An 18,110-nucleotide genomic window follows, 5' to 3' on the forward strand; every position below is an offset into this window, starting at 1 on the left:
TCATCAAAAACAGAGCGTCGCAATCATGCCGGGACCGGCAGGCCAGCACACCCACATCCTTCACCAGAAAGGGGCTACGAAAAAGGTAACGGGCGTTCACGAATAGGCGCCGGGACGTGAGGGGGCGTTCGGGAAAAGCGGTAATGATGTGAGAGAGCGCTGGTCGCTCGGCGCAACTACGTTGGTGTATCTGCAACAAATTCGGACCTCCAGCGCATCGAGGATAACGCCGTGGATGTCGGCCGGCTTCTATCTGCTCGTCGTAATCCAGTTTCCAACAAACCCTTGACCGTAACGTCGCGCACACTTAGTCTGGTGCAACAGTGTTGCGCTGAATGCAACCCAAAAGATTTTGGTGGACACATGAGTAACGAAATTTCCTCTGTGGCGGCCGCTGCGGGAAATCGGTCCAATGACGGACACGCCCCCCTTCCCGCAGGCTCCACGTCTAGCGCCAACTACACAGTCAGCAAGGACACGCGCCGCCGCGTCGTCACCGCAAGCTTCATCGGCAACTTCGTCGAATGGTTCGATTACGCGGTCTACGGGTACCTGGCGGGCATCATTGCGACCGTCTTCTTCCCTGAGTCCGATCGTCAAACGGCCCTGCTCGCGACATTCGGAGTCTTTGCCATCAGCTTCTTCGTGAGGCCGCTGGGTGGCTTCATCTGGGGCCACATCGGCGACCGGCTGGGCCGCAAACAAGCGCTCTCGCTGTCGATCGTCCTGATGTCCGTAGCCACTTTCTGCATCGCCTTGATCCCGGGGTACGCGACCATCGGCGTGATGGCCCCGATCCTGCTGTTGCTCGTCAGGGTGGTCCAGGGCTTCTCGGCGGCAGGGGAGTACGCCGGAGCTTCCGCGTTCCTGGTGGAGTACGCGCCGGCCAATCGACGCGGACTCTATGCCGCCGTCGTGCCTGCCAGTACAGCAGCGGGACTGCTGCTGGGCTCTTTGCTGGCCGCGTTGCTGAGTTCGGTGTTGACTGCCGAGCAGCTCAACGAGTGGGGCTGGCGCCTGCCGTTCCTGCTGGCGGCGCCCATGGGCTTGATCGGCAGGTACATCCGGACCAAGCTCGAGGACACGCCGGCATTCCGGGAACTGTCCGAAAAGGACACGGCCGTCAAGGCACCCGCCTTGGCCATGTTCAGGACATACCGAAAGCAACTCATCATCGCCACGGGCGCGGTGTTGCTGAACGCGGTGGGGTTCTACGTGATCCTCAGTTACATGCCCACGTACCTGTCGGTGGAACTGGGATTCGGTGCGGCTGAGTCATTCCTGGCCACCACCATCGCCCTGGCCAGCTACATCGGCTTCATCTTCCTGACGGGCATCGCATCCGACAAATTCGGGCGCAAACGCATGCTCATCACCGCATCAGTCCTGTTCATACTGTTGACCGTCCCGGCCTTCATGCTCCTCGACACGCGCAATTTCCTGGTGATTGTCCTGGTGCAGATCCTGCTGGGCGGAATGCTCACCCTCAACGACGGCACCCTGCCGAGCTTCTTGGCGGAGCTGTTCCCCACGAAGGTTCGCTACACAGGATTCGCCGTCAGCTTCAACCTCTCCAACGCCCTGTTCGGCGGCACTGCACCGTTCATGGCAACGCTCCTCATCGGCATGACCCATAACCAGCTGGCCCCCGGTTGGTACCTCGTGGCCGCCGCCCTCGTTTCCCTCGTCGCAGTCCTCTTCGCTGCGGAGACTTCCAAGAAGCCTCTGCTGCAGGACTGAAAACCAACCCATTGAAAGGAACCACCGCATGACCATCACCGAGAACGAAGCCATCAACGACGTCGCCAAGCTCGAGCGCCTCAAGGTCCTCAACAACGGCGGGAAAGTCTCATTGACCTTCTCCGACGCCGAATTCGAGCGCCGGCTCGCCGGCCTCCGCCGGATCATGGCCGAGAAGGACCTCGACGCCGTCATCCTCACCAGCTACCACTCCATCAAGTACTACTCCGATTTCCTCTTCACCTACTTTGGCCGCTCCTACGGCATGGTGGTCACCAAGGATGACACTGTCACCATTACGGCAAACATCGACGCCGGTATGCCTTGGCGCCGCAGCTACGGCGACAACCTGGTGTACACGGATTGGCGCCGTGACAACTACATCCACGCCATCCAGGAAGTCCTTCGCACCCGCGGCATCAACCCGCGCCGCATCGGCGTCGAAGATGACTCCTTGCCGCTGGACAATCGCAACAAGATCCAGGCCGCCTTCTCCGGAGCCACGCTGGTGGACGTCGCCCAGGCTGCGATGCGTCAGCGCATGATCAAATCGGATGAGGAAATCGCGGTCATCAAGCACGGTGCCCGCATTGGCGACCTGGGCGGCGAGGCCATCCGCAACGCGATCACCGCAGGAATCACGGAGTACGAGGTTGCCCTGATCGGCACCGAAGCCATGGTCCACGAGATCGCCCGCACCTTCCCGGACTCGGAGATCCGCGATACCTGGGTCTGGTTCCAGTCCGGAATCAACACGGACGGCGCGCACAACTGGGCCACCACTCGCAAGATCCAGGAGCACGACATCCTGTCTCTGAACTGCTTCCCGATGACCAGCGGCTACTACACGGCACTGGAGCGGACTCTGTTCTATGGTGAACCGGATGCCCGTTCGCTGGAACTGTGGAACATCAACGTCGAGGTCCACAAACGCGGCCTGGAGCTCATCAAGCCCGGTGCCGTTTGCAAGGACATCGCGGCCGAGCTCAACGAGATCTATGTCAACCACGGTCTGCTCGCCAACCGCACCTTCGGTTACGGGCACTCGTTCGGCGTGCTCAGCCACTACTACGGCCGCGAAGCCGGCCTGGAACTGCGCGAAGACATCGACACCGTGCTCGAACCCGGCATGGTGGTGTCCATGGAACCGATGATCACGGTCCTGGACGGGCAGCCCGGGGCCGGTGGCTACCGCGAGCACGACATCCTGGTGGTCGGTGAAGACGGTGCCGAGAACATCACCAAGTTCCCGTTCGGCCCCGAGTACAACATCGTCGGAGCCTAGGTGATGCGGCCGGTGGGTGCAGTGCACGGCGTCCACCGGTCCGATCGGGTCCGGTTGCGCGGACCCAGGCGAAATATAGTGAACTCATGACTCCCTCGGAAACCAACGACGCACCCAGCAACGGCGACAGCAAGGGCACCTCGGTTATCGTCAACGCCATCGCAGTGTTGCGAAGCTTCACCGCCGATGAACCTCTCCTGGGAGTCACGGAGATCGCCGGACGGATCGGCCTGCACAAGAGTACGGTGTCCCGCATCCTGGCAACGTTGGAGCAGGAACACCTGGTAGAGCGCGACGTCGATTCGCGCAGGTTCCGCTTGGGGCTTGGAATGATCGCCATGGCGGGCCCGCTCCTGGCGGAACTCGAGGAGCGCCGGGTGGCCTACCCCGTGCTCCGCGAACTTACGGAGCGCACAGGGGAGACCAGCGCACTCATGGTCTGGAACGGCAGTGAGTCCATGTGCGTGGAACAGATCCCCAGCCGGCACCAGGTTAAGCACCTTGCTCCGTTGGGGGCGCGATACAACGAAGCACTCAGCTCCTCGGTCCAGGTATTCCTTGCCGTCGAGAATGCCGACCGGGTGCGGAACCTGCTGAGCAGCGGCACTATCACGCTTCCGGGTTTGGACGAGACCTCCATGGAGGCCTACCTGCTCCGCTTGGAGGACTCGACGAAGCGTGGGTGGGCCGTGAACTTTGGGGAGACGTCCATCGAAGAAGTCGGTGTGGCCTCGCCTGTCTATGACCACAGGGGCGACATCGTGGCCTCCGTTCTGATCCCGGCGCCCAAATTCCGGGTCTCACAAGATACCCTCAACAGCTTGGGCGAAGCCTGCGCGGACGCGGCCGCCAAGGTCACCACGCGGTTGGGTGGGCGAGCCCCGCGCTAAGCCGGGCATCATCGACTGCCAACTGGGCACAAGAAGACGGCGACCGCCCCCGCTGAGGGGACGGCCGTCGTCGTTGGTTAACCAAACCGGAGGAAGGCGCTACCTGGCGCTTCTCCTCGGAGTTTCGTCCATGGCGTCCCTACCGAGCCACGCACCCAAACCGATCATGGCCACGCCGAGGATCAGGTGCAGCCAGTTATCAGCGGTGTTGAACGGAACGAAGTTGGCGCCCGTTTCCTGGTTGATGACCAAGCCGTAGATCCAGAGGACGATATAGACGGCGCCGCCACCCAAGAGGAACAAACGTGACATGCGAGCGGTCCTCGCCATGGTCAAGCCAGCCACGCCGAACAGCAGATGGACGATGTTGTGGAGTATGGATACTTGGAAAACTCCAAGCAGCATGGCGCCGGATTCATGTCCCGCAAAGGTCATGGCGCCGTAATTGGTGGTGATTCCCGGGATGAATCCCAAGACGCCTACCAGCAGAAATACAATGCCAACGCCCATGGCGGTGTTGTGGAGTGTCAACCCCATCATGTGGTGGTGTTCGGCTGGGTGCGAAGCGGTGGTCATAAGTCCTCCCTTTCACGCTGTTTTCCGGCTCTTCTCTTGGAGAGCCGGACCGCGGCAGGGTTGTCGGAAAACCTTGCCGACGCCGCCATAATACTCCTGAATTGCCTCCAATAGCAGGGGAAACGGCCGGTTCCGCGCCGGTTAGCATGGGTTCATGAGTGAAGGACCGAACGGAGAATTCCAGTCGATCTTCCATGACACCCGCGATCTAACCCCTTTTCGGGACGGATATGTCCGGACGCCGGTGCGCGGGTTGGCGGACGGCGTGGGAGAGGTGCTGTCCGGCGTGCTGACCGGTCGCGACCCTGCCCGGTTGACTGTGGTCGGTGACGTTCCCCGGCTGAAGCGGCTTTCCAGCAAACAGGCCAAGGCCATGCATGCGGCTGTTTTCGCGTCCACTGAACCGGATCGCCTTATCGCGGTGGGCCGGCTTTATCCAGGGTGGGCGGGCCTTTGCCACGTGATGGCAGGGCTGTTGGCGTATAAACATGGCGGTTTCCTGCGTGCCTCGGAACTGCTGCAGCGCGGTTTGGCGACAAGGATCGACGACGACGCCAGCCAGTTCTCGGCGATCTATCTTGGGCAGGTGGTCACCCGGGTGGAAGTCGCCGAACGCATCGAGGTGCCGGTTCTGTTCAGTGAGGAGTCCGTTTTCCTGGCGCTCTCCCATTGCTTGCGGGAAATGGGGATGACCGAGTCTGCTTTGGAGGCGGTGGTGGGGTTGCCGCCGTCGTTGCCTTCCGCCTTGGCGCGGTGCACAGCTGCGTCTCAGCTGGGCCGGCACCGGGACGTGGTTCTCTGGACGGAAGGCTTGCTGAACACCGATGATCTCTCGGCCGCGTTGCTGCTGATCCGGGCGCGTTCCCAGCGGAGCCGTGGAGACTTCGAATCCGCCCAGACTGCCCTGAAAGAGGTTCTTCGTCGGCGGAAAACGAGCCTGGCCTTGCGTAATGACGCACTCACGGACCGTGCCCTGTTGGCCCTGGATCAGGGTCGTCGCACTTTGACTCCCCGTTCCAAACGCCAGGCTCCTCCCGAGCTTGAGACCCTTGAAGTGATCCGCAAGGACGCCGAAATGCGCAGACTATGGGAGAACGACTTCAAGCGCCTGGGCGGCGAGTAAACCTTCTTGTTTCCCTGTTGGTTCAGGCGTAGTCTGTAATCAATCAAATGGTTGATAAAGCATTTGATTGACAAAGGAAGGTCGCACACGCGATGGATCCCAACGCACTGGATAAGGCCTTCATGGCACTGGCGGATCCCGTCCGCCGCGCCATCGTTGCCCGCCTGTCCCGGGGCGATGCCACCGTCAACGAGCTCGCGGCACCTTTCGCCATCACCAAACAGGCCGTTTCCAAACACATCCAAGTCCTCGAGCATGCGGGCCTGGTAACGCGCTCCCGCGACGCCCAGCGCAGGCCCGTTCACCTGGACGCCGCCGCCCTCGAGCAATTGACGGCATGGATCGACCAATACCGAATGATCGCCGAGCGTCAGTTCCGGCGGCTCGACGATCTCCTGTCCGGCTCAGTCCCGGCAGAAAACCTGAAGGAAAAACACAAGGAAGAGGAACTGAAATGAGCAATCCAACAACAATCACTGCTGATGAAGGCGTGCCGTTCGTCGACACCGTCCGGGAGTTTGACGCTCCCGTCAGCGCCGTTTTCAAAGCGCATGTGGACCCGGATCTCCTGGCCAAATGGCTCGGACCCCGCGACACTTCGCTGAATATCGGCGAATACAACGCCACCACTGGCGGCAGCTGGAACTACGGGGGAGGGGACGGCAGCGGCGGGACCTATGGCTTCCGCGGCATCTTCCACACCGTGGACGCCGAATCTTTGATCATCATGACCTTCGAATTCGACGGCGCCCCGAGCCAGGTAGGCCTCAGCACCACCAGGTTCGAGGAAATCGAGGGCCGCACCAAGATCGTCGTGCACGAGGTGTACCCGTCAGTGGAAGCGCGCGACATGGCACTCGCCACCGGGATGAACTCCGGCGTGGTCGAAGGATACGAAAAGCTGGATGAGTTGCTGGTGGCGTAGCTCGCCAATGGCGGAGCCGGTTATGCGTGGGCAGTGATCAGTGGGACCACCTGTTCGGCCAGGAGTACGGCGCCGAGGCCGACCATGATGATCCCACTTGCCAACGTCACTACACGGGCGGCCCCCGGCCGCGAGGCCAGCAACCTGCGTGATGTCAGGGCAACTCCGGTGTAAACGGCGGCGGCCAGTATCACGAACGTCAAACCCAGCAGTCCCGATTGGACGGGTACCGGAAGAGCAGCCTCGGGGCTCACGAACTGGGGAACCAGCGCGACGAAGAACAGCAGGCCTTTGGGGTTGATGCCACTGGTGCCCATGCCCTGCAGGAAGGTGCGGAGTTGGGTTCCGGACTGCACGACGGCGCCTTCCGCCGAAAAACTGGCGCCTCGCCACGAGCGGATGGTGGTAAAGCCAAGCCACAGAAGATATGCGGCGCCGGCGATCGTGAGCCATCCGAGCAGGCCGGGGACACCGGCAAGAAGCGCCGCGAGCCCGGCCACCATCAGGCCCGTGTGAACTACGTAGCCGCTGCACAGCCCCGCGACCGCCGGCACGAAGCTCCGCTGACGGAGGCCCGCTGAAATCGAGTACGCCCAGTCGATGCCGGGGGTGCAGGCCAATGCGGCTGCAACAAGTATGAAGGCGAGGAACAGTTGCGGATTCACGATCTCTCCAAGGGTTGTGCTGGTAGGAAAACTCTAGGGAAAAACGCCCCATAAGTGTTCGCCTTTTTATCCCTCGGATCAGTGTTTTGGGTAAGATATTTGCGTGATTGATGGAATCGACAGAAGCATTTTGCGCCATCTTAAAGAGGATGGTCGAATGACTGCCACCGCGCTCGCCTCGAAGGTGGGTCTGACAGTGGCGCCCTGCCATCGACGGCTCCGCGATTTGGAGCAATCCGGCGTGATCCGCGGCTACCGTGCGGACATAGACCCGGCCGCAGTCGGGCTTGGTTTCGAGGCGATCGTGTTCGTCACTTTGAGGCAAGTGGACCGGGCGATAATGGCGGCGTTCGAGGCCAGGGTGACCGCCAGCCCCAACATCGTCGAAGCCCAACGCCTCTTTGGCTCGCCGGACTACCTGTTGAAGGTCATCGCTGTGGACCTTCCCGCCTACCAGCGCTTCTACGACGACGAGCTGGCGGCGCTTCCCGGCGTCGAACGTCTCACGTCAACGCTGGTGATGAAGAACCTGAAGTCCAACAGCGGCCCGCCGGTCTGACTGGCGTTTGCCCCAGTTCTGCTGACGGTTTCAGCTGGCTGTCCGGCAGACCGTTCAGCTGACCGGTCAGCCGACCGTTCAGCCGACGGGGCTGACGTGCACGATGATGACCTGCGTGTCCTTGGCCCCGTCGAACCGGAGATCGTAATTGACGTCCAACCCGATGCTGGCGCCCGAGGTAAGGGAGTAGTCGCTTTTCGAGGCGGGGTCCTGGGTGGTGGAAGTGATCCAACGTTCGGCGTCGCCCTTGTCGATCCCGTACTTTTCTACGCCGTCACGGATCAGCGCGTAGAAGTCCTCCGCCGATTCTGCCGTGAGGAAGTACGTGATCTCGGTGAAATCCGGGCGGGCGTCCGTGGTCTTGAAGCGGATCCGGTCCGTTTGGGCGGTGATATCGCCGGCCGGCCCAACGATTGTGAGCGCGATCTTGCCTGAACCCTGATTGTTGATTTCAGGTCCGTAGCTGTCATCGGAAACACGGACCGCTGCCTTGAGCAGCGTTCCATTGCTCATATCGAGCCGGGCTTGTTGATCGGACTTGATCTTTTCAACGCCGCTGGCATCGAGGCTGGAGTATTCCGAGGTAATCACTGTGCTCCCTTGGGACGATGAGGATGTTCCTGAGGCTGGGGACGTTGAAGCCGGCAGCGGTTGGCAAGCCGTGGTGGCGAGAGTTCCGATGACGATGAGGATGGCACTCCCGAGTTTGAAGAGGTGGACTGCGGGACGGCGAAACGACCGGGTCACTGGTGAACCTCCGCGTCGAAGCCGTCCAGGAAACGGTCCATGATTCCGGGAATGTTGTTGGTGGGCCTGTACTGCTCAACGCGATCGTTGAAGTCGGAGCCAATGATGCGTCGGGCTTCCTGAGGATCGTTGGCAAGAAGGTCCTGGTAGGCCGGCAAGGTGTCCTGCTTGATGAGCGCCCAGCGCTGGTCGGCGTCGGCAATATTGCCGTCGGGGAATCCCGTGGTGAAGTCAGTGCGGAACTGGGTGGGGTTGTCCCAGTTGGTGAACGGTACGTTCTCCGGGCCCGGACTTTCAACGCTGAACTTGTAGGGGAAAACCTCCGGGTAGCTCTTGGCTCCCGGGATGGACGGCTCACCTGCCAGGGTCACCATGTAGGTCACGGCTTCACCGCCGGGGTGGTCGCGCATCGCCGTGTAGTCGTCTGCGATGATCTCGTTCTGTTCTCGGTACAGCAGGGCAGCGTTGCCCTCCTTGATGTGAGCGGGGTCGCCGGAATCGATCTGGGCCCATGCTTCTGCGGTGCCTGGATCGATGGCGCCAGAGTCGCGGAGCCTGTTGATTTCCTCGAGGCCGCCGTTCATGTAGGCCTGATGCTGCCGGGCTTGGTCCAGGAAGATCTCTTTGTTCATGTCCAGCATGGACGTCTCGTAGAACTTGATCTCGGCGTCGGTCATGTTGGCGAGCTGCTCGATCTGGTCCAGCACCGGGACGGGGATATCCGATGCCGGGTTGTCGGCGATCTGCTGGGCCAATTCCCGCAACATGGCCATGTCCTTGAAGCCCCCGGCAAAGGAGGGGCCAATCATGTTGGCCATCCCTGCCCACTGCAGGTCGGGGTTGGAGAGGAAGGCCTGGCCGTAGAAGTCGTAGACCTTCTTGATGGTTTCCCAGTTGTATTCCGTACCCTTGCTGGTGTCCCACGTAGACGGATCGATGCCCATCTCACGCATGGCCTGCTGATTCCAGTAGTCGCTGAGGAACTGTGAGTACTCGGTGGACTTCTTGTTGATCAGTCCCGTATCGGCGGCCGCGTCCATGGCGGCTTTGGCCTCATCAGGGTGCTCGAGGGCCCACGCCTTGAAGTCGTCGCCCCGTAGGTAGGCGGCGCGTTCTTCCGGCGTCATCCCGTTCAAGAGATCCGTCAAATCCTGGCCACTTCCCCCGCCCGGAGTGCCGGACCCGCCGGAACCTGCAGGGCCGCCACCCGAACTGGCGGACTCTTGCTCCTGGGCATTCTTCAGAAGGCCTTCGGACGCAGCCATGATGCCGGAAGCCGCACTCTGGAGGGCCCGTAAGTGTGAGCTGTTCCAGACGTCACGGAACCGATCGCCGTCGGACCCTTTCCACGGGCTGTTGGTGATGGAACCCGATAACTGCTGGCCCAGTTCGGTGAGCCGATCAGCATTGCGGGCCAGGTTCTTGGCCAGTTGCCGCAGTTGCGCGACGTCTGCGCCGTAGAAATTGCCCGCCACTTTTCCCCCATGAGTTGTAAGCCGTTGAAGCTGCCCCCATCCTAGGCAGACAACGGAAGCGGGCACATGGGCACAACTTCCCTATGTGCATAACTTTGGGGCCGAAATCCAGGCTAGCTGTGATCTTCTGCCAGCAGGCCCGTGGTCCTGTAGGGAATGACTTCCCGCAGGAACATGCTGGTGGAGGTTCGAACGATTCCCGGGCACAGCCTGATTTCCTCCGAGACCCGGTACAGATCGTCAGGGCTCTTGGCAACAACCCTGATGATGAGGTCGGTATCGCCCGCGGGTGCGTGGCATTCCAGTACCTCCGGGATTTCGCGCAGCGCCGCGATGGCCTCATTAAGGTGGCTCTGGTCCAGTTCGGCACTGACTGCCGCCGCCACTCCGCGTCCAAGTGCCGAGGGCAGCACCCGGCTGCTGTTGGCACGCAGGGCTCCCGACGCCGTCATCCGTTCGAGGCGCGATTGGACGGTGCCGCGCGCCAAGTGAAGCCTCTGCGCCAGGACCATGATCGGGACCCTGGGATCCTCGTCCAAGGCGGCGATGATCCGGCGGTCGGTGGCGTCCAGTTCCTGCAAAGTGACCACTTCCTGTCGATGTTTCTGCATCAGAGTGGTCAGATCGACCAATTAATCATATGACTATTGCACCAACTGTATGCCTCCTGCTGAAATAGTGGCAACGAAGCAGGGCGAGGCTACCGCCGGACCCCGCAGGCACCAGGAATCCGGAACACCACCCGGAGCCCTGCGCAGGTTTCCCGCAAGGAAGCAGCCGCTGATTGACTCTTGTTCACAGCATTGTCATTCTGCACTCGCCCGTCGTAAGGGCAGCACAGTAAGAGCCCCTGAGCCACCGGATCGTTGCGGTAGCTGAGGGGCTCTTGTGTTGGGTCAGGCCGGGGCGCATAGGCTTGGACCATGACTTCCGCAGGACGATTCGCCCCAAGCCCCTCGGGCGAATTGCACGTCGGCAACCTGCGGACAGCAATCCTGGCTTGGCTCTTCGCCAAGTCCACAGGTCGCGACTTCCTCCTGCGCGTGGAGGACCTGGACCGCGCCCGATCCGGGGCGGAGGCCGAGCAGCTCCGCGATTTGCAGGCCATCGGCGTCAGTTGGGACGCCGCCGTCGTGCGCCAGACCGAGCGGGGCGCGCTGTACGCGCAGGCGATTGACCGGCTTGCCGTTGAAGGCCGCACTTACGAGTGTTTTTGCACGCGTCGCGAAATCCAGGAGGCGCCGTCTGCGCCGCACTCGCCGCAGGGCGCCTATCCGGGGACGTGCCGGATGCTGTCCGACGCCGAACGAGAGATCCGGCGGGCGTCGCGGCCGGCGTCGATACGCTTGCGATCTGACGTGACTGAGTGGGCTGTTGAGGACCAGTTGCACGGGAAATATGTGGGTGTGGTGGACGACTTTGTGCTTCGCCGAAATGACGGCGTCACCGCCTACAACCTGGCAGTTGTGGTGGATGACGCCGCCCAGGGAATTGACCAAGTCGTGCGCGGCGACGACCTCCTTCCGTCCACTCCGCGGCAGGCGTATCTGGCCACGCTGTTGGGGCTCCAGGCCCCGAAATACGCGCATGTGCCGCTGGTGGTAAACCACGACGGCGTGAGGCTGGCAAAGCGCGACGGTGCTGTAACGCTGGGCGACCTTGCCGCCGTCGGAGTCCCCGCCGAGCGGGTGCGTGACCTCATCCTGGAGTCCCTTGGACTGCCCGCCGGGACCTTGGCGGAAGCCCTCCTGGACTTCGACCCCGCGAGCCTTCCAAAAGAGCCTTGGGTGTGGACAACTTCCAGCAGCCGGTTGACATCCCAGTAGGCTGTCTGGATGCATTCACAGGTGATCGCCCCAGGCTTCGAACCCGTCGCAGAGTTGTTCGGTCGTTTTCTCGAACAGGATCCGGAGTATTCCGCGCAGGTCGCCGCGTATCACCGCGGTATCAAGGTGCTGGACCTTAGTGGTGGCCCGCATATCCGACCCGATTCTGTGACCGGAGTCTTCTCGTGTTCGAAGGGAATGGCTGGGCTGGTCATTGCCCTCCTGGTGCAGGGCGGCGAGCTGGATTTGGATGCCGAAGTGGTCAAGTACTGGCCCGGGTTCGGGGTTGAAGGGAAGGCATCGATCACCGTTGCGCAACTCTTGTCCCACCAGGCCGGGCTTCTGGGAGTCGAGGGTGGACTGACCCTCGAGGAGGTCAACAACTCAGAGCTGGCGGCCGCCAAGCTCGCCAAACTCCCTCCCCTGTGGAAGCCCGGGGCTGCTTTTGGGTATCACGCGCTGACCATCGGCATCTTCATGGAAGAACTGTGCCGTCGAATCACGGGTTCCACGCTCCAGGAGGTCTTTGAACAGCGCATCCGATCCGTCACGGGTGCCCACTTCTACCTTGGCCTACCGGATGCTGAGGAAGAACGCTTCGCGCCTTTCCGCTGGGCGGCCGACCCCACCTGGCCCTGGGTAGACCCTGCCAGTCACTTTGGCCTGGCAGCCAACGCCTCTGTGGGTGACATCCTGGATTTGCCGAACATTCGCGAAGTCCGATCCGCCGGGTTGAGTTCGGCCGCCGGGGTGGCCAGTGCTGAGGGCATGGCCAGGATCTACGCTGCGGCGGTAACGGGGTTGGCGGGTGAAGCGGCCGACGCGGGGGCCGCGGAAGGTGGCCAGGGCGCCGTCATGCCTTTCCTGACGGAGGAGACCATTCGGGCGGTGTCCGCCGAGCAGGTCTTCGGAATCGACCGCGTGTTTGGCGAGGCCGGCTGCTTCGCCACAGTTTTCATGAAGTCGCATAGCCGGATGCCGTTCGGCAGCCATCGAGCGTTCGGGCACGACGGCGCCAGCGCGTCTTTGGGGTTTGCGGACCCTGTGTATGAGCTCGGGTTTGGTTACGTGCCCCAGCAGGCTGAGCCGGGTGGAATAGGTTGCCGCAACGTCCAGCTCAGTTCTGCCGTCCGGCAGGCTATTGCGGGACTGGCTGGCTAGTTCGTCCGGCTGATGGGACCCCGGCCACCATGCCCGCCCACAGGGTGTCGGTGGTTGCGGTAACCACGTCAGAAACGGAGAGGGCATCCAGGTGTTTGCCCGCGGCCAGGACAGCAGCACCGTGGAGGCTCACGAAACACACGAAGGCCAGGGTTTCGGCGTCGCCCTGCGCGAGTGCTCCAGCGGCCTGGGCCTCGGTGATGAGGTCGCGGGCAACCTTGATCCCCAGTTCGCCGATGCTGCGGAGCTCGGAACCGGAATCGGTGTGGTGTTTAGTGGCGTACATGACGGTTAGCAGGGCAGGGTGCGCCACGGCGAAGTCCACGTAGGCAGTGGCAACGCTGGCGAAGCGGCCACGAAGATCCTTCGTCGCTTGGGAAGCCGCCAGGATCCGCCCGTTCATCGACTCGAAGCCGGCCAGGGCCAAGGCGTCGATGAGTGCTTGCCTGTCGCGGAAATGCTTCGCCGGAGCACCGTGGCTTACGTTCAAATCCCGGGCCAGTTGCCTCAGGGAAAGGCCTTCGACGCCGGCGTCCTCGATGGTCACCATGGCACGCTGCAACAGGGCCTCGCGCAGATTTCCGTGGTGATAGGGCTGGGTCATGTGACAAGTATAGCCCGCAAGTAGTCATTGACAACAATGTAGACACTGCCTACGATGTTGACATTGACTACTTCAAGTCGATCGTCCACAGATTGGAATTGCCATGACCATGACCTACTCCGGCACCACCGCCCTCATCACGGGTGCAAGCTCGGGACTCGGCGCTGAGTTCGCCACGCGATTCGCGGAACGCGGCTCGGACCTTGTCTTGGTAGCCCGCCGTGCTGATCGAATGGAAACCTTGGCGCGGGACCTGCGCTCAGCCCATGGCGTCACGGTTACTGTCCTTCCCCTGGACCTCGGTCGCGCGGGAGTCGGTGCCGAGCTGCAACGTGAACTGTCCAGCCGTGGCATTACGGTGGATACCCTGATCAACAACGCCGGTTTTGGTACCAGGGCTCCCCTTGTGGAGGAAGACCCGGAAGTTATCGCTTCCGAGATCGCCCTGAACGTGGCAGCACTGGTGGACATCACCCGCGCGTTCCTGCCGGGCATGCTCGCCTCCGGTAAGGGTGCCTTGGTGAACGTCGCCAGCACGGCGGCTTTCCAGCCGATTCCGGGCATGGCCGTCTACGGAGCCACCAAAGCGTTCGTCCTGAGCTTCACTGAAGCTGTGGCCCATGAGACCAAGAGCTCAGGTCTCCGTGTGCTGGCACTCTGCCCGGGTGCCACGAAAACTGAGTTCTTCGATGTCCTCGGCAGCGAGTCAGCAGCGTTTGGCCGGATGCAGAGCCCTGCCCAAGTGGTGAAAACAGCCCTCAAGGCCATCGACCGGAGCGCGACTCCGGCCAGCATGGTTTCGGGGTGGGCCAATAGGGTGGCGGCAGGATTTGCTCAGCGCTTGCCACGGGCCGTGACGCTTGCGATCGCTGCGCGGGCTGTTCAGGAGTAGTGCTGTGCAGGACAGGTGAGCGGCAGCGTGGTTTCCGATGTCGCAGCCAGCGGATAGCCTGAACGGAGGGTTTCGCTTGCTGCGAGGCCACATCTATCCGGAGGCCAGCATGCCCGAACCACGCTTCACCGTTGAGACCGCCAAGGTCCTTGCCGAGGTGGCCCACAACCGCCAAAAGGACAAACTGAAGCGACCTTACCGGGAGCATGTGCTGGCAGTGGGGGATGCGCTCGCCGACTTTGACGAGGACATCCAGATTGCCGGCTACCTCCACGACATCGCGGAAGATACGCCCATAACGCGGCAGGCCCTGTTGGACATGGGCGTCTCCAACCGAGCCCTGGCCATCATTGAACGGGTCACGCGCCGATTCCATGACGATCCCGACGATTACCAAGCGGGCATTCTGTACGTAGCCGAGGACCACGACGCCACCTTGGTGAAGATTGCGGACAACGCACACAACTCACTTCCTGAGAGGGTTCAGGCGCTCGCCGAGAAATGGCCGGACAAGCCGCAGACAACGCGCTACGCGGACGCCCGCCCGGTTCTTTACTCGGCTGTTCCCCGGGCGGAAGTGCGCCTGATCCTGCAGCGCATCAACCCGCACCTGCTGCCGGAGCTTGAGAGGATCGTGCCCGAGTAGGCTTCGAGCCCGGACCGGTCGTTCAGAGACAGGACTGGCCTCAACAACCCGACCGCCTCACCCTTCAACCAGGCGGCGACGGTGTTTGAGTTCCTTGACCCATTCCCTTGTCTGCGTTGTCCCGAATGGCGATGCTCCGGCGTCGAGGTCGCCGATCAGCGGACCGCTTGCCTTGAGCGCGAGGTCAAGAGAATGCTGGGCCGCCCGATCGGTAAGCCCCAGTTTCTCCGCCCAGCCCAGGAAGTGCTTCCGGGAGATGCCCGTCTTCTTGCCGCCCATGGCCAGCGCCAGGGTCTTATCTCCGTAGACCACTGTGGAGGGGATGTCATAGACCGGCGCAATGGTGAATTCTCGCTGGCCGAGAATGCCCGGCGACTCTACGATCGAAACGTTCTTGGCGTGCAGATCACCGTTTCCTGTCAGCCACGCGAAGGCCAATTGGATGACGAGATTCCGCAGTGCCGGAAGGGGAGCAGGGCAGTGTGCGGCCAGGGCTCCGCACACGTCGCCGAAAGGAATGCTGTACTTGTCGGCCGGGTAGAGGCCCAACACCTGGGCTCCGTCCTCCACGGCCAGCCGCAGTGGTGAGCCGTCGGCCGCGGTGATCCGATCGAAACGCTCCACGAGCAGCCCGGCCCGCCCACCGACGTCGTGCACCAACTGCACGGTGCTGACCGGAATCCGCAGCTTCCTCGCGTAACGGAACATCAGGAACTCGTTCTCCACCACGAACGGGAACTCCGGAGCATTGAGCTTGAGGATGTAGCGCTTACCGGCCTGCGCGACCGGCAGCGAGATCATCCCGGCGGACAACTTGTCCTGCACACCCGCCAACGCCACCGGGTCGATCAGCCCCGAGTCGCCCAACAGGGCATCGAAGTCGAGCGGCAGCTTTGGGTCAAGTACGACGGCGGCACCTCCTTCTGTGGGCACCTCGCCATGGGGGACGGTTTGGACATCGCCCACCGCATCGCCGCCTGCTGCCATGAGGAGGGCGAGTTCGTCGTCTGCGCTGGCCTTGACCTGCCGCCGGAGCGAATTGAGTCGACGGCCCTCCGGGAGCAGGCCCGTGAAGTAGGGTGGGACGGCGCCGCTGGCCGTGAACACGGGCCTGGCCGATACCGGCAGTGTGCTGGCGACGGCGGGGAGCCCGGCGTCGAGGTAGCGCGGCAGGTAGCTGAACTTTGTGCCGCCCTGATGGCGTTCCAACCTGGCGGCGAGCGTGCCTTGCTTGTAGACGTCGGCGATGCGGTGGAACGTCATTTCATTGCCTCGGCGGCTCCAGGGCTTCCGGCCGCGTTGACGATCGGGCTGCCGGCTGAACGGATTGCCAACTCCAAACCGAGCGTCGTGAGGACGGCCAGCAGCGGCTCAAGTTGGACGGTTGCTTTGCCCTTCTCGACGAAGCGCACAAATCGTTCCGAAACTCCGGCCAGGTCCGCAAGGTCTCGCTGGCTCAGGCTCAACGAATCGCGGCGCGCGCGAACTTCGGAACCCAGGCCGGCCATGAAATCCTCAACTGCCACGCGTTTCTCCTGCCCTGGCTTATCGGCACGAACGTGCCGGTTCGCTCATTTTGCGCTTGTATTCGGAGGGAATCAAGGTGCCGCCTCCATAAACCGGTACGTTCGTGCCGCCCATATCAACGCGAATCCTGCGTTGCGGGGCCAGGTCTGCGCGCTTGGGCTGTGGTTTGGGGCGCAGAGCGGGCCCCACAACGGCCGAAGAAGTGCCTATCCCGCCGCGGCCTCCAAGCGCCGAAGCGCTGCTGCGCGGCCTTTATGCCCTCGGCGTTCGTCGAACACGATGGAGAGGCCCAGGACCACCATCATTTCCAGCATGCACATGGGCACCGATGCTCCCGCCGCAGCCATGGCGACACTCCCGGCAAGGGCAGCCACCACTATGGCAGTGCTCCAGAGAAGCGTGCGATCGGGCCCAAGCATGGTGCTGTAGAGCGTTGTGAGGGAAATCTTGAACAGCACAATCGGGATCGCGATCGAAGCAACGGCCACGGCGGCGGGGATGTGGGCTTCGTGGTCGATGAAGTACGCGGCCACGTGCAGCCCTGCGCCTGTGGCCGCGATGGCAGCAAAAATGAAGATGTGCCCGTAGCCGAAGATCCATGACCTGTGCCGCTGGAAGTGAAGAGCTGGCCCGGAAGGCAGGATGAAGTAGATCCACCACATGGCGAAGGCCAAGCCCGTTCCGCTCAAGCCAACCAAAGCCGCGTCCACGGACCAGCCGTGGAGGGCCACTATGGCGCGGAGCGTTTCAATGGCGCCGATCAGGCACTCGCCCAAGGCGATGATCGCCAGAAGCCCGTACCTCTCAGCGATGTGATGGGCATGCCAGGGCGTGCGGATCTTTCGTTCGGCGAAGTACGGTGTGGCCATTTCCAGGAAGAACAACGGTGCAGCCATGAGGAACGTGGTCAGCACGTCGGTCTCGATCACCAACGCGATAATCCAGCCCACTTGCACCACGGCCAGGTACTTCGCGTAGCGCAGGCAGGTTTCCCGCCGGTCCGGGTCCTGGCTCGCCGCCCGTATCCACTGGAAGATCAGGGCAACGCGCATGACGATGTAGCCGATCAGTATGGCGACGTTGTCCACATGGTCGCCCTCCAGGAGCGAGTGGAACATCGGCTCGATGCCCATGGCCAGAATGAGGACACCCACCATCTGCACCATGGTGACTACGCGGAAAACCCAGTCGTCGGTGTCGTAGGCGCTGGCGAACCAGGTGAAGTTGATCCATGCCCAGATCACCGCGAACATGGCGAACGCGAAGCCAAGAAGTCCGGCGCCAAAGTGGGCCTCAGCGACGGCGTGGGCGAACTGGCTTCCCGCGACGCCGAAGGCAATGACGAAGGTCAGGTCGAAGAACAGCTCCAGCGGGGTGGCGGTGCGGTGCTTTTCGTGGGGATCGCGACCGCCCATGCGGGCCATGGCATGCCGAAGTGGATTCGTGGACATGGCTCAAAGATTACCGGT

At 62.3% G+C, this 18,110-nt stretch carries 20 protein-coding genes; 11 read left to right on the forward strand and 9 right to left on the reverse strand.

The genetic code is table 11. The annotated features are described in order from the left end of the window. Window positions 1-363: 363 nt before the first annotated feature. The 3 genes from ACIQC5_RS22245 to ACIQC5_RS22255 all read left to right on the forward strand — a co-directional run bounded on the left by ACIQC5_RS22245 (window position 364) and on the right by ACIQC5_RS22255 (window position 3,915). The gene (locus tag ACIQC5_RS22245) at window positions 364-1,740 is read left to right on the forward strand and encodes an MFS transporter (RefSeq protein WP_400287268.1); all 1,377 of its coding nucleotides are present in this window, start codon (window positions 364-366) and stop codon (window positions 1,738-1,740) included. Between the two features lie 28 nt (window positions 1,741-1,768). Then, window positions 1,769-3,025 carry an aminopeptidase P family protein gene (locus ACIQC5_RS22250; RefSeq protein ID WP_400287269.1) on the forward strand — a complete coding sequence of 419 codons (1,257 nt, stop codon included), beginning with the start codon at window positions 1,769-1,771 and terminating at the stop codon, window positions 3,023-3,025. Between the two features lie 86 nt (window positions 3,026-3,111). Next, complete coding sequence (locus ACIQC5_RS22255) at window positions 3,112-3,915, forward strand: IclR family transcriptional regulator (RefSeq protein WP_400287270.1); 804 nt, start codon at window positions 3,112-3,114, stop codon at window positions 3,913-3,915. Between the two features lie 99 nt (window positions 3,916-4,014). Here the strand turns inward: ACIQC5_RS22255 and ACIQC5_RS22260 are convergent, their stop codons facing one another. Then, window positions 4,015-4,491: a DUF4383 domain-containing protein gene (locus tag ACIQC5_RS22260; protein WP_400287271.1), complete on the reverse strand. Its 477-nt coding sequence runs from the start codon at window positions 4,489-4,491 to the stop codon at window positions 4,015-4,017. A gap of 154 nt (window positions 4,492-4,645) precedes the next feature. On the opposite strand from ACIQC5_RS22260, the gene ACIQC5_RS22265 reads away from it, so the two are divergent. The 3 genes from ACIQC5_RS22265 (at window position 4,646) to ACIQC5_RS22275 (ending at window position 6,539) form a co-directional block, all read left to right on the forward strand. Beyond that, on the forward strand, window positions 4,646-5,614 hold the full coding sequence (locus ACIQC5_RS22265) for a hypothetical protein (RefSeq protein ID WP_400287272.1): 969 nt from the start codon (window positions 4,646-4,648) through the stop codon (window positions 5,612-5,614). Window positions 5,615-5,706: 92 nt separating this feature from the next. Further along, on the forward strand, window positions 5,707-6,072 hold the full coding sequence (locus tag ACIQC5_RS22270) for an ArsR/SmtB family transcription factor (protein WP_400287273.1): 366 nt from the start codon (window positions 5,707-5,709) through the stop codon (window positions 6,070-6,072). Further along, on the forward strand, window positions 6,069-6,539 hold the full coding sequence (locus ACIQC5_RS22275) for an SRPBCC family protein (RefSeq protein WP_400287274.1): 471 nt from the start codon (window positions 6,069-6,071) through the stop codon (window positions 6,537-6,539). Before ACIQC5_RS22270 ends, ACIQC5_RS22275 begins: the two co-directional genes overlap by 4 nt. A gap of 20 nt (window positions 6,540-6,559) precedes the next feature. Here ACIQC5_RS22275 and ACIQC5_RS22280 read toward each other — a convergent pair whose 3' ends face one another. After that, entirely contained in the window at window positions 6,560-7,204 is a 645-nt protein-coding gene (locus ACIQC5_RS22280) for a LysE family translocator (protein WP_400287275.1), read from the reverse strand. 103 nt (window positions 7,205-7,307) lie between these two features. Between ACIQC5_RS22280 and ACIQC5_RS22285 the strand changes: the two genes are divergently transcribed. Continuing rightward, a complete protein-coding gene (locus ACIQC5_RS22285; protein ID WP_400287276.1) occupies window positions 7,308-7,763 on the forward strand; it encodes an Lrp/AsnC family transcriptional regulator in 456 nt (151 codons plus the stop codon). Window positions 7,764-7,841: 78 nt separating this feature from the next. Here ACIQC5_RS22285 and ACIQC5_RS22290 read toward each other — a convergent pair whose 3' ends face one another. The 3 genes from ACIQC5_RS22290 to ACIQC5_RS22300 all read right to left on the reverse strand — a co-directional run bounded on the left by ACIQC5_RS22290 (window position 7,842) and on the right by ACIQC5_RS22300 (window position 10,596). Then, entirely contained in the window at window positions 7,842-8,510 is a 669-nt protein-coding gene (locus ACIQC5_RS22290; RefSeq protein ID WP_400287277.1) for a hypothetical protein, read from the reverse strand. Continuing rightward, complete coding sequence (locus ACIQC5_RS22295; protein ID WP_400287278.1) at window positions 8,507-9,985, reverse strand: WXG100 family type VII secretion target; 1,479 nt, start codon at window positions 9,983-9,985, stop codon at window positions 8,507-8,509. Before ACIQC5_RS22295 ends, ACIQC5_RS22290 begins: the two co-directional genes overlap by 4 nt. 113 nt (window positions 9,986-10,098) lie before the next feature. Beyond that, window positions 10,099-10,596 carry an Lrp/AsnC family transcriptional regulator gene (locus tag ACIQC5_RS22300; protein ID WP_400287279.1) on the reverse strand — a complete coding sequence of 166 codons (498 nt, stop codon included), beginning with the start codon at window positions 10,594-10,596 and terminating at the stop codon, window positions 10,099-10,101. Between the two features lie 312 nt (window positions 10,597-10,908). Here ACIQC5_RS22300 and gluQRS point away from each other — a divergent pair, with 312 nt between their 5' ends. Next, window positions 10,909-11,811, forward strand: a complete 903-nt coding sequence (gene gluQRS / locus ACIQC5_RS22305; RefSeq protein WP_400287280.1) for a tRNA glutamyl-Q(34) synthetase GluQRS — start codon at window positions 10,909-10,911, stop codon at window positions 11,809-11,811. A gap of 9 nt (window positions 11,812-11,820) precedes the next feature. Further along, a complete protein-coding gene (locus tag ACIQC5_RS22310; protein ID WP_400287281.1) occupies window positions 11,821-12,972 on the forward strand; it encodes a serine hydrolase domain-containing protein in 1,152 nt (383 codons plus the stop codon). Here ACIQC5_RS22310 and ACIQC5_RS22315 read toward each other — a convergent pair. Beyond that, on the reverse strand, window positions 12,950-13,576 hold the full coding sequence (locus tag ACIQC5_RS22315) for a TetR/AcrR family transcriptional regulator (protein WP_400287282.1): 627 nt from the start codon (window positions 13,574-13,576) through the stop codon (window positions 12,950-12,952). The two genes, ACIQC5_RS22310 and ACIQC5_RS22315, sit on opposite strands and share 23 nt — an antisense overlap. A gap of 103 nt (window positions 13,577-13,679) precedes the next feature. Between ACIQC5_RS22315 and ACIQC5_RS22320 the strand changes: the two genes are divergently transcribed. After that, the gene (locus ACIQC5_RS22320; protein WP_400287283.1) at window positions 13,680-14,468 is read left to right on the forward strand and encodes an SDR family NAD(P)-dependent oxidoreductase; all 789 of its coding nucleotides are present in this window, start codon (window positions 13,680-13,682) and stop codon (window positions 14,466-14,468) included. Window positions 14,469-14,577: 109 nt separating this feature from the next. Next, window positions 14,578-15,114: a phosphohydrolase gene (locus tag ACIQC5_RS22325; protein ID WP_400287284.1), complete on the forward strand. Its 537-nt coding sequence runs from the start codon at window positions 14,578-14,580 to the stop codon at window positions 15,112-15,114. Window positions 15,115-15,171: 57 nt separating this feature from the next. Here ACIQC5_RS22325 and ACIQC5_RS22330 read toward each other — a convergent pair whose 3' ends face one another. From ACIQC5_RS22330 to ACIQC5_RS22340, 3 genes are all read right to left on the reverse strand, one after another. Beyond that, window positions 15,172-16,377: a type II toxin-antitoxin system HipA family toxin gene (locus ACIQC5_RS22330; protein ID WP_400287285.1), complete on the reverse strand. Its 1,206-nt coding sequence runs from the start codon at window positions 16,375-16,377 to the stop codon at window positions 15,172-15,174. Next, window positions 16,374-16,640, reverse strand: coding sequence for a helix-turn-helix transcriptional regulator (locus tag ACIQC5_RS22335; RefSeq protein ID WP_400287286.1), 267 nt, complete (start codon window positions 16,638-16,640; stop codon window positions 16,374-16,376). The genes ACIQC5_RS22330 and ACIQC5_RS22335 overlap by 4 nt, the downstream gene beginning before the upstream one ends. A 207-nt stretch (window positions 16,641-16,847) precedes the next feature. Next, a complete protein-coding gene (locus ACIQC5_RS22340) occupies window positions 16,848-18,092 on the reverse strand; it encodes a low temperature requirement protein A (RefSeq protein WP_400287287.1) in 1,245 nt (414 codons plus the stop codon). Between the last annotated feature and the right edge of the window lie 18 nt (window positions 18,093-18,110).

This window comes from Paenarthrobacter sp. NPDC092416, from assembly GCF_044755025.1.
Classification (GTDB): domain Bacteria; phylum Actinomycetota; class Actinomycetes; order Actinomycetales; family Micrococcaceae; genus Arthrobacter.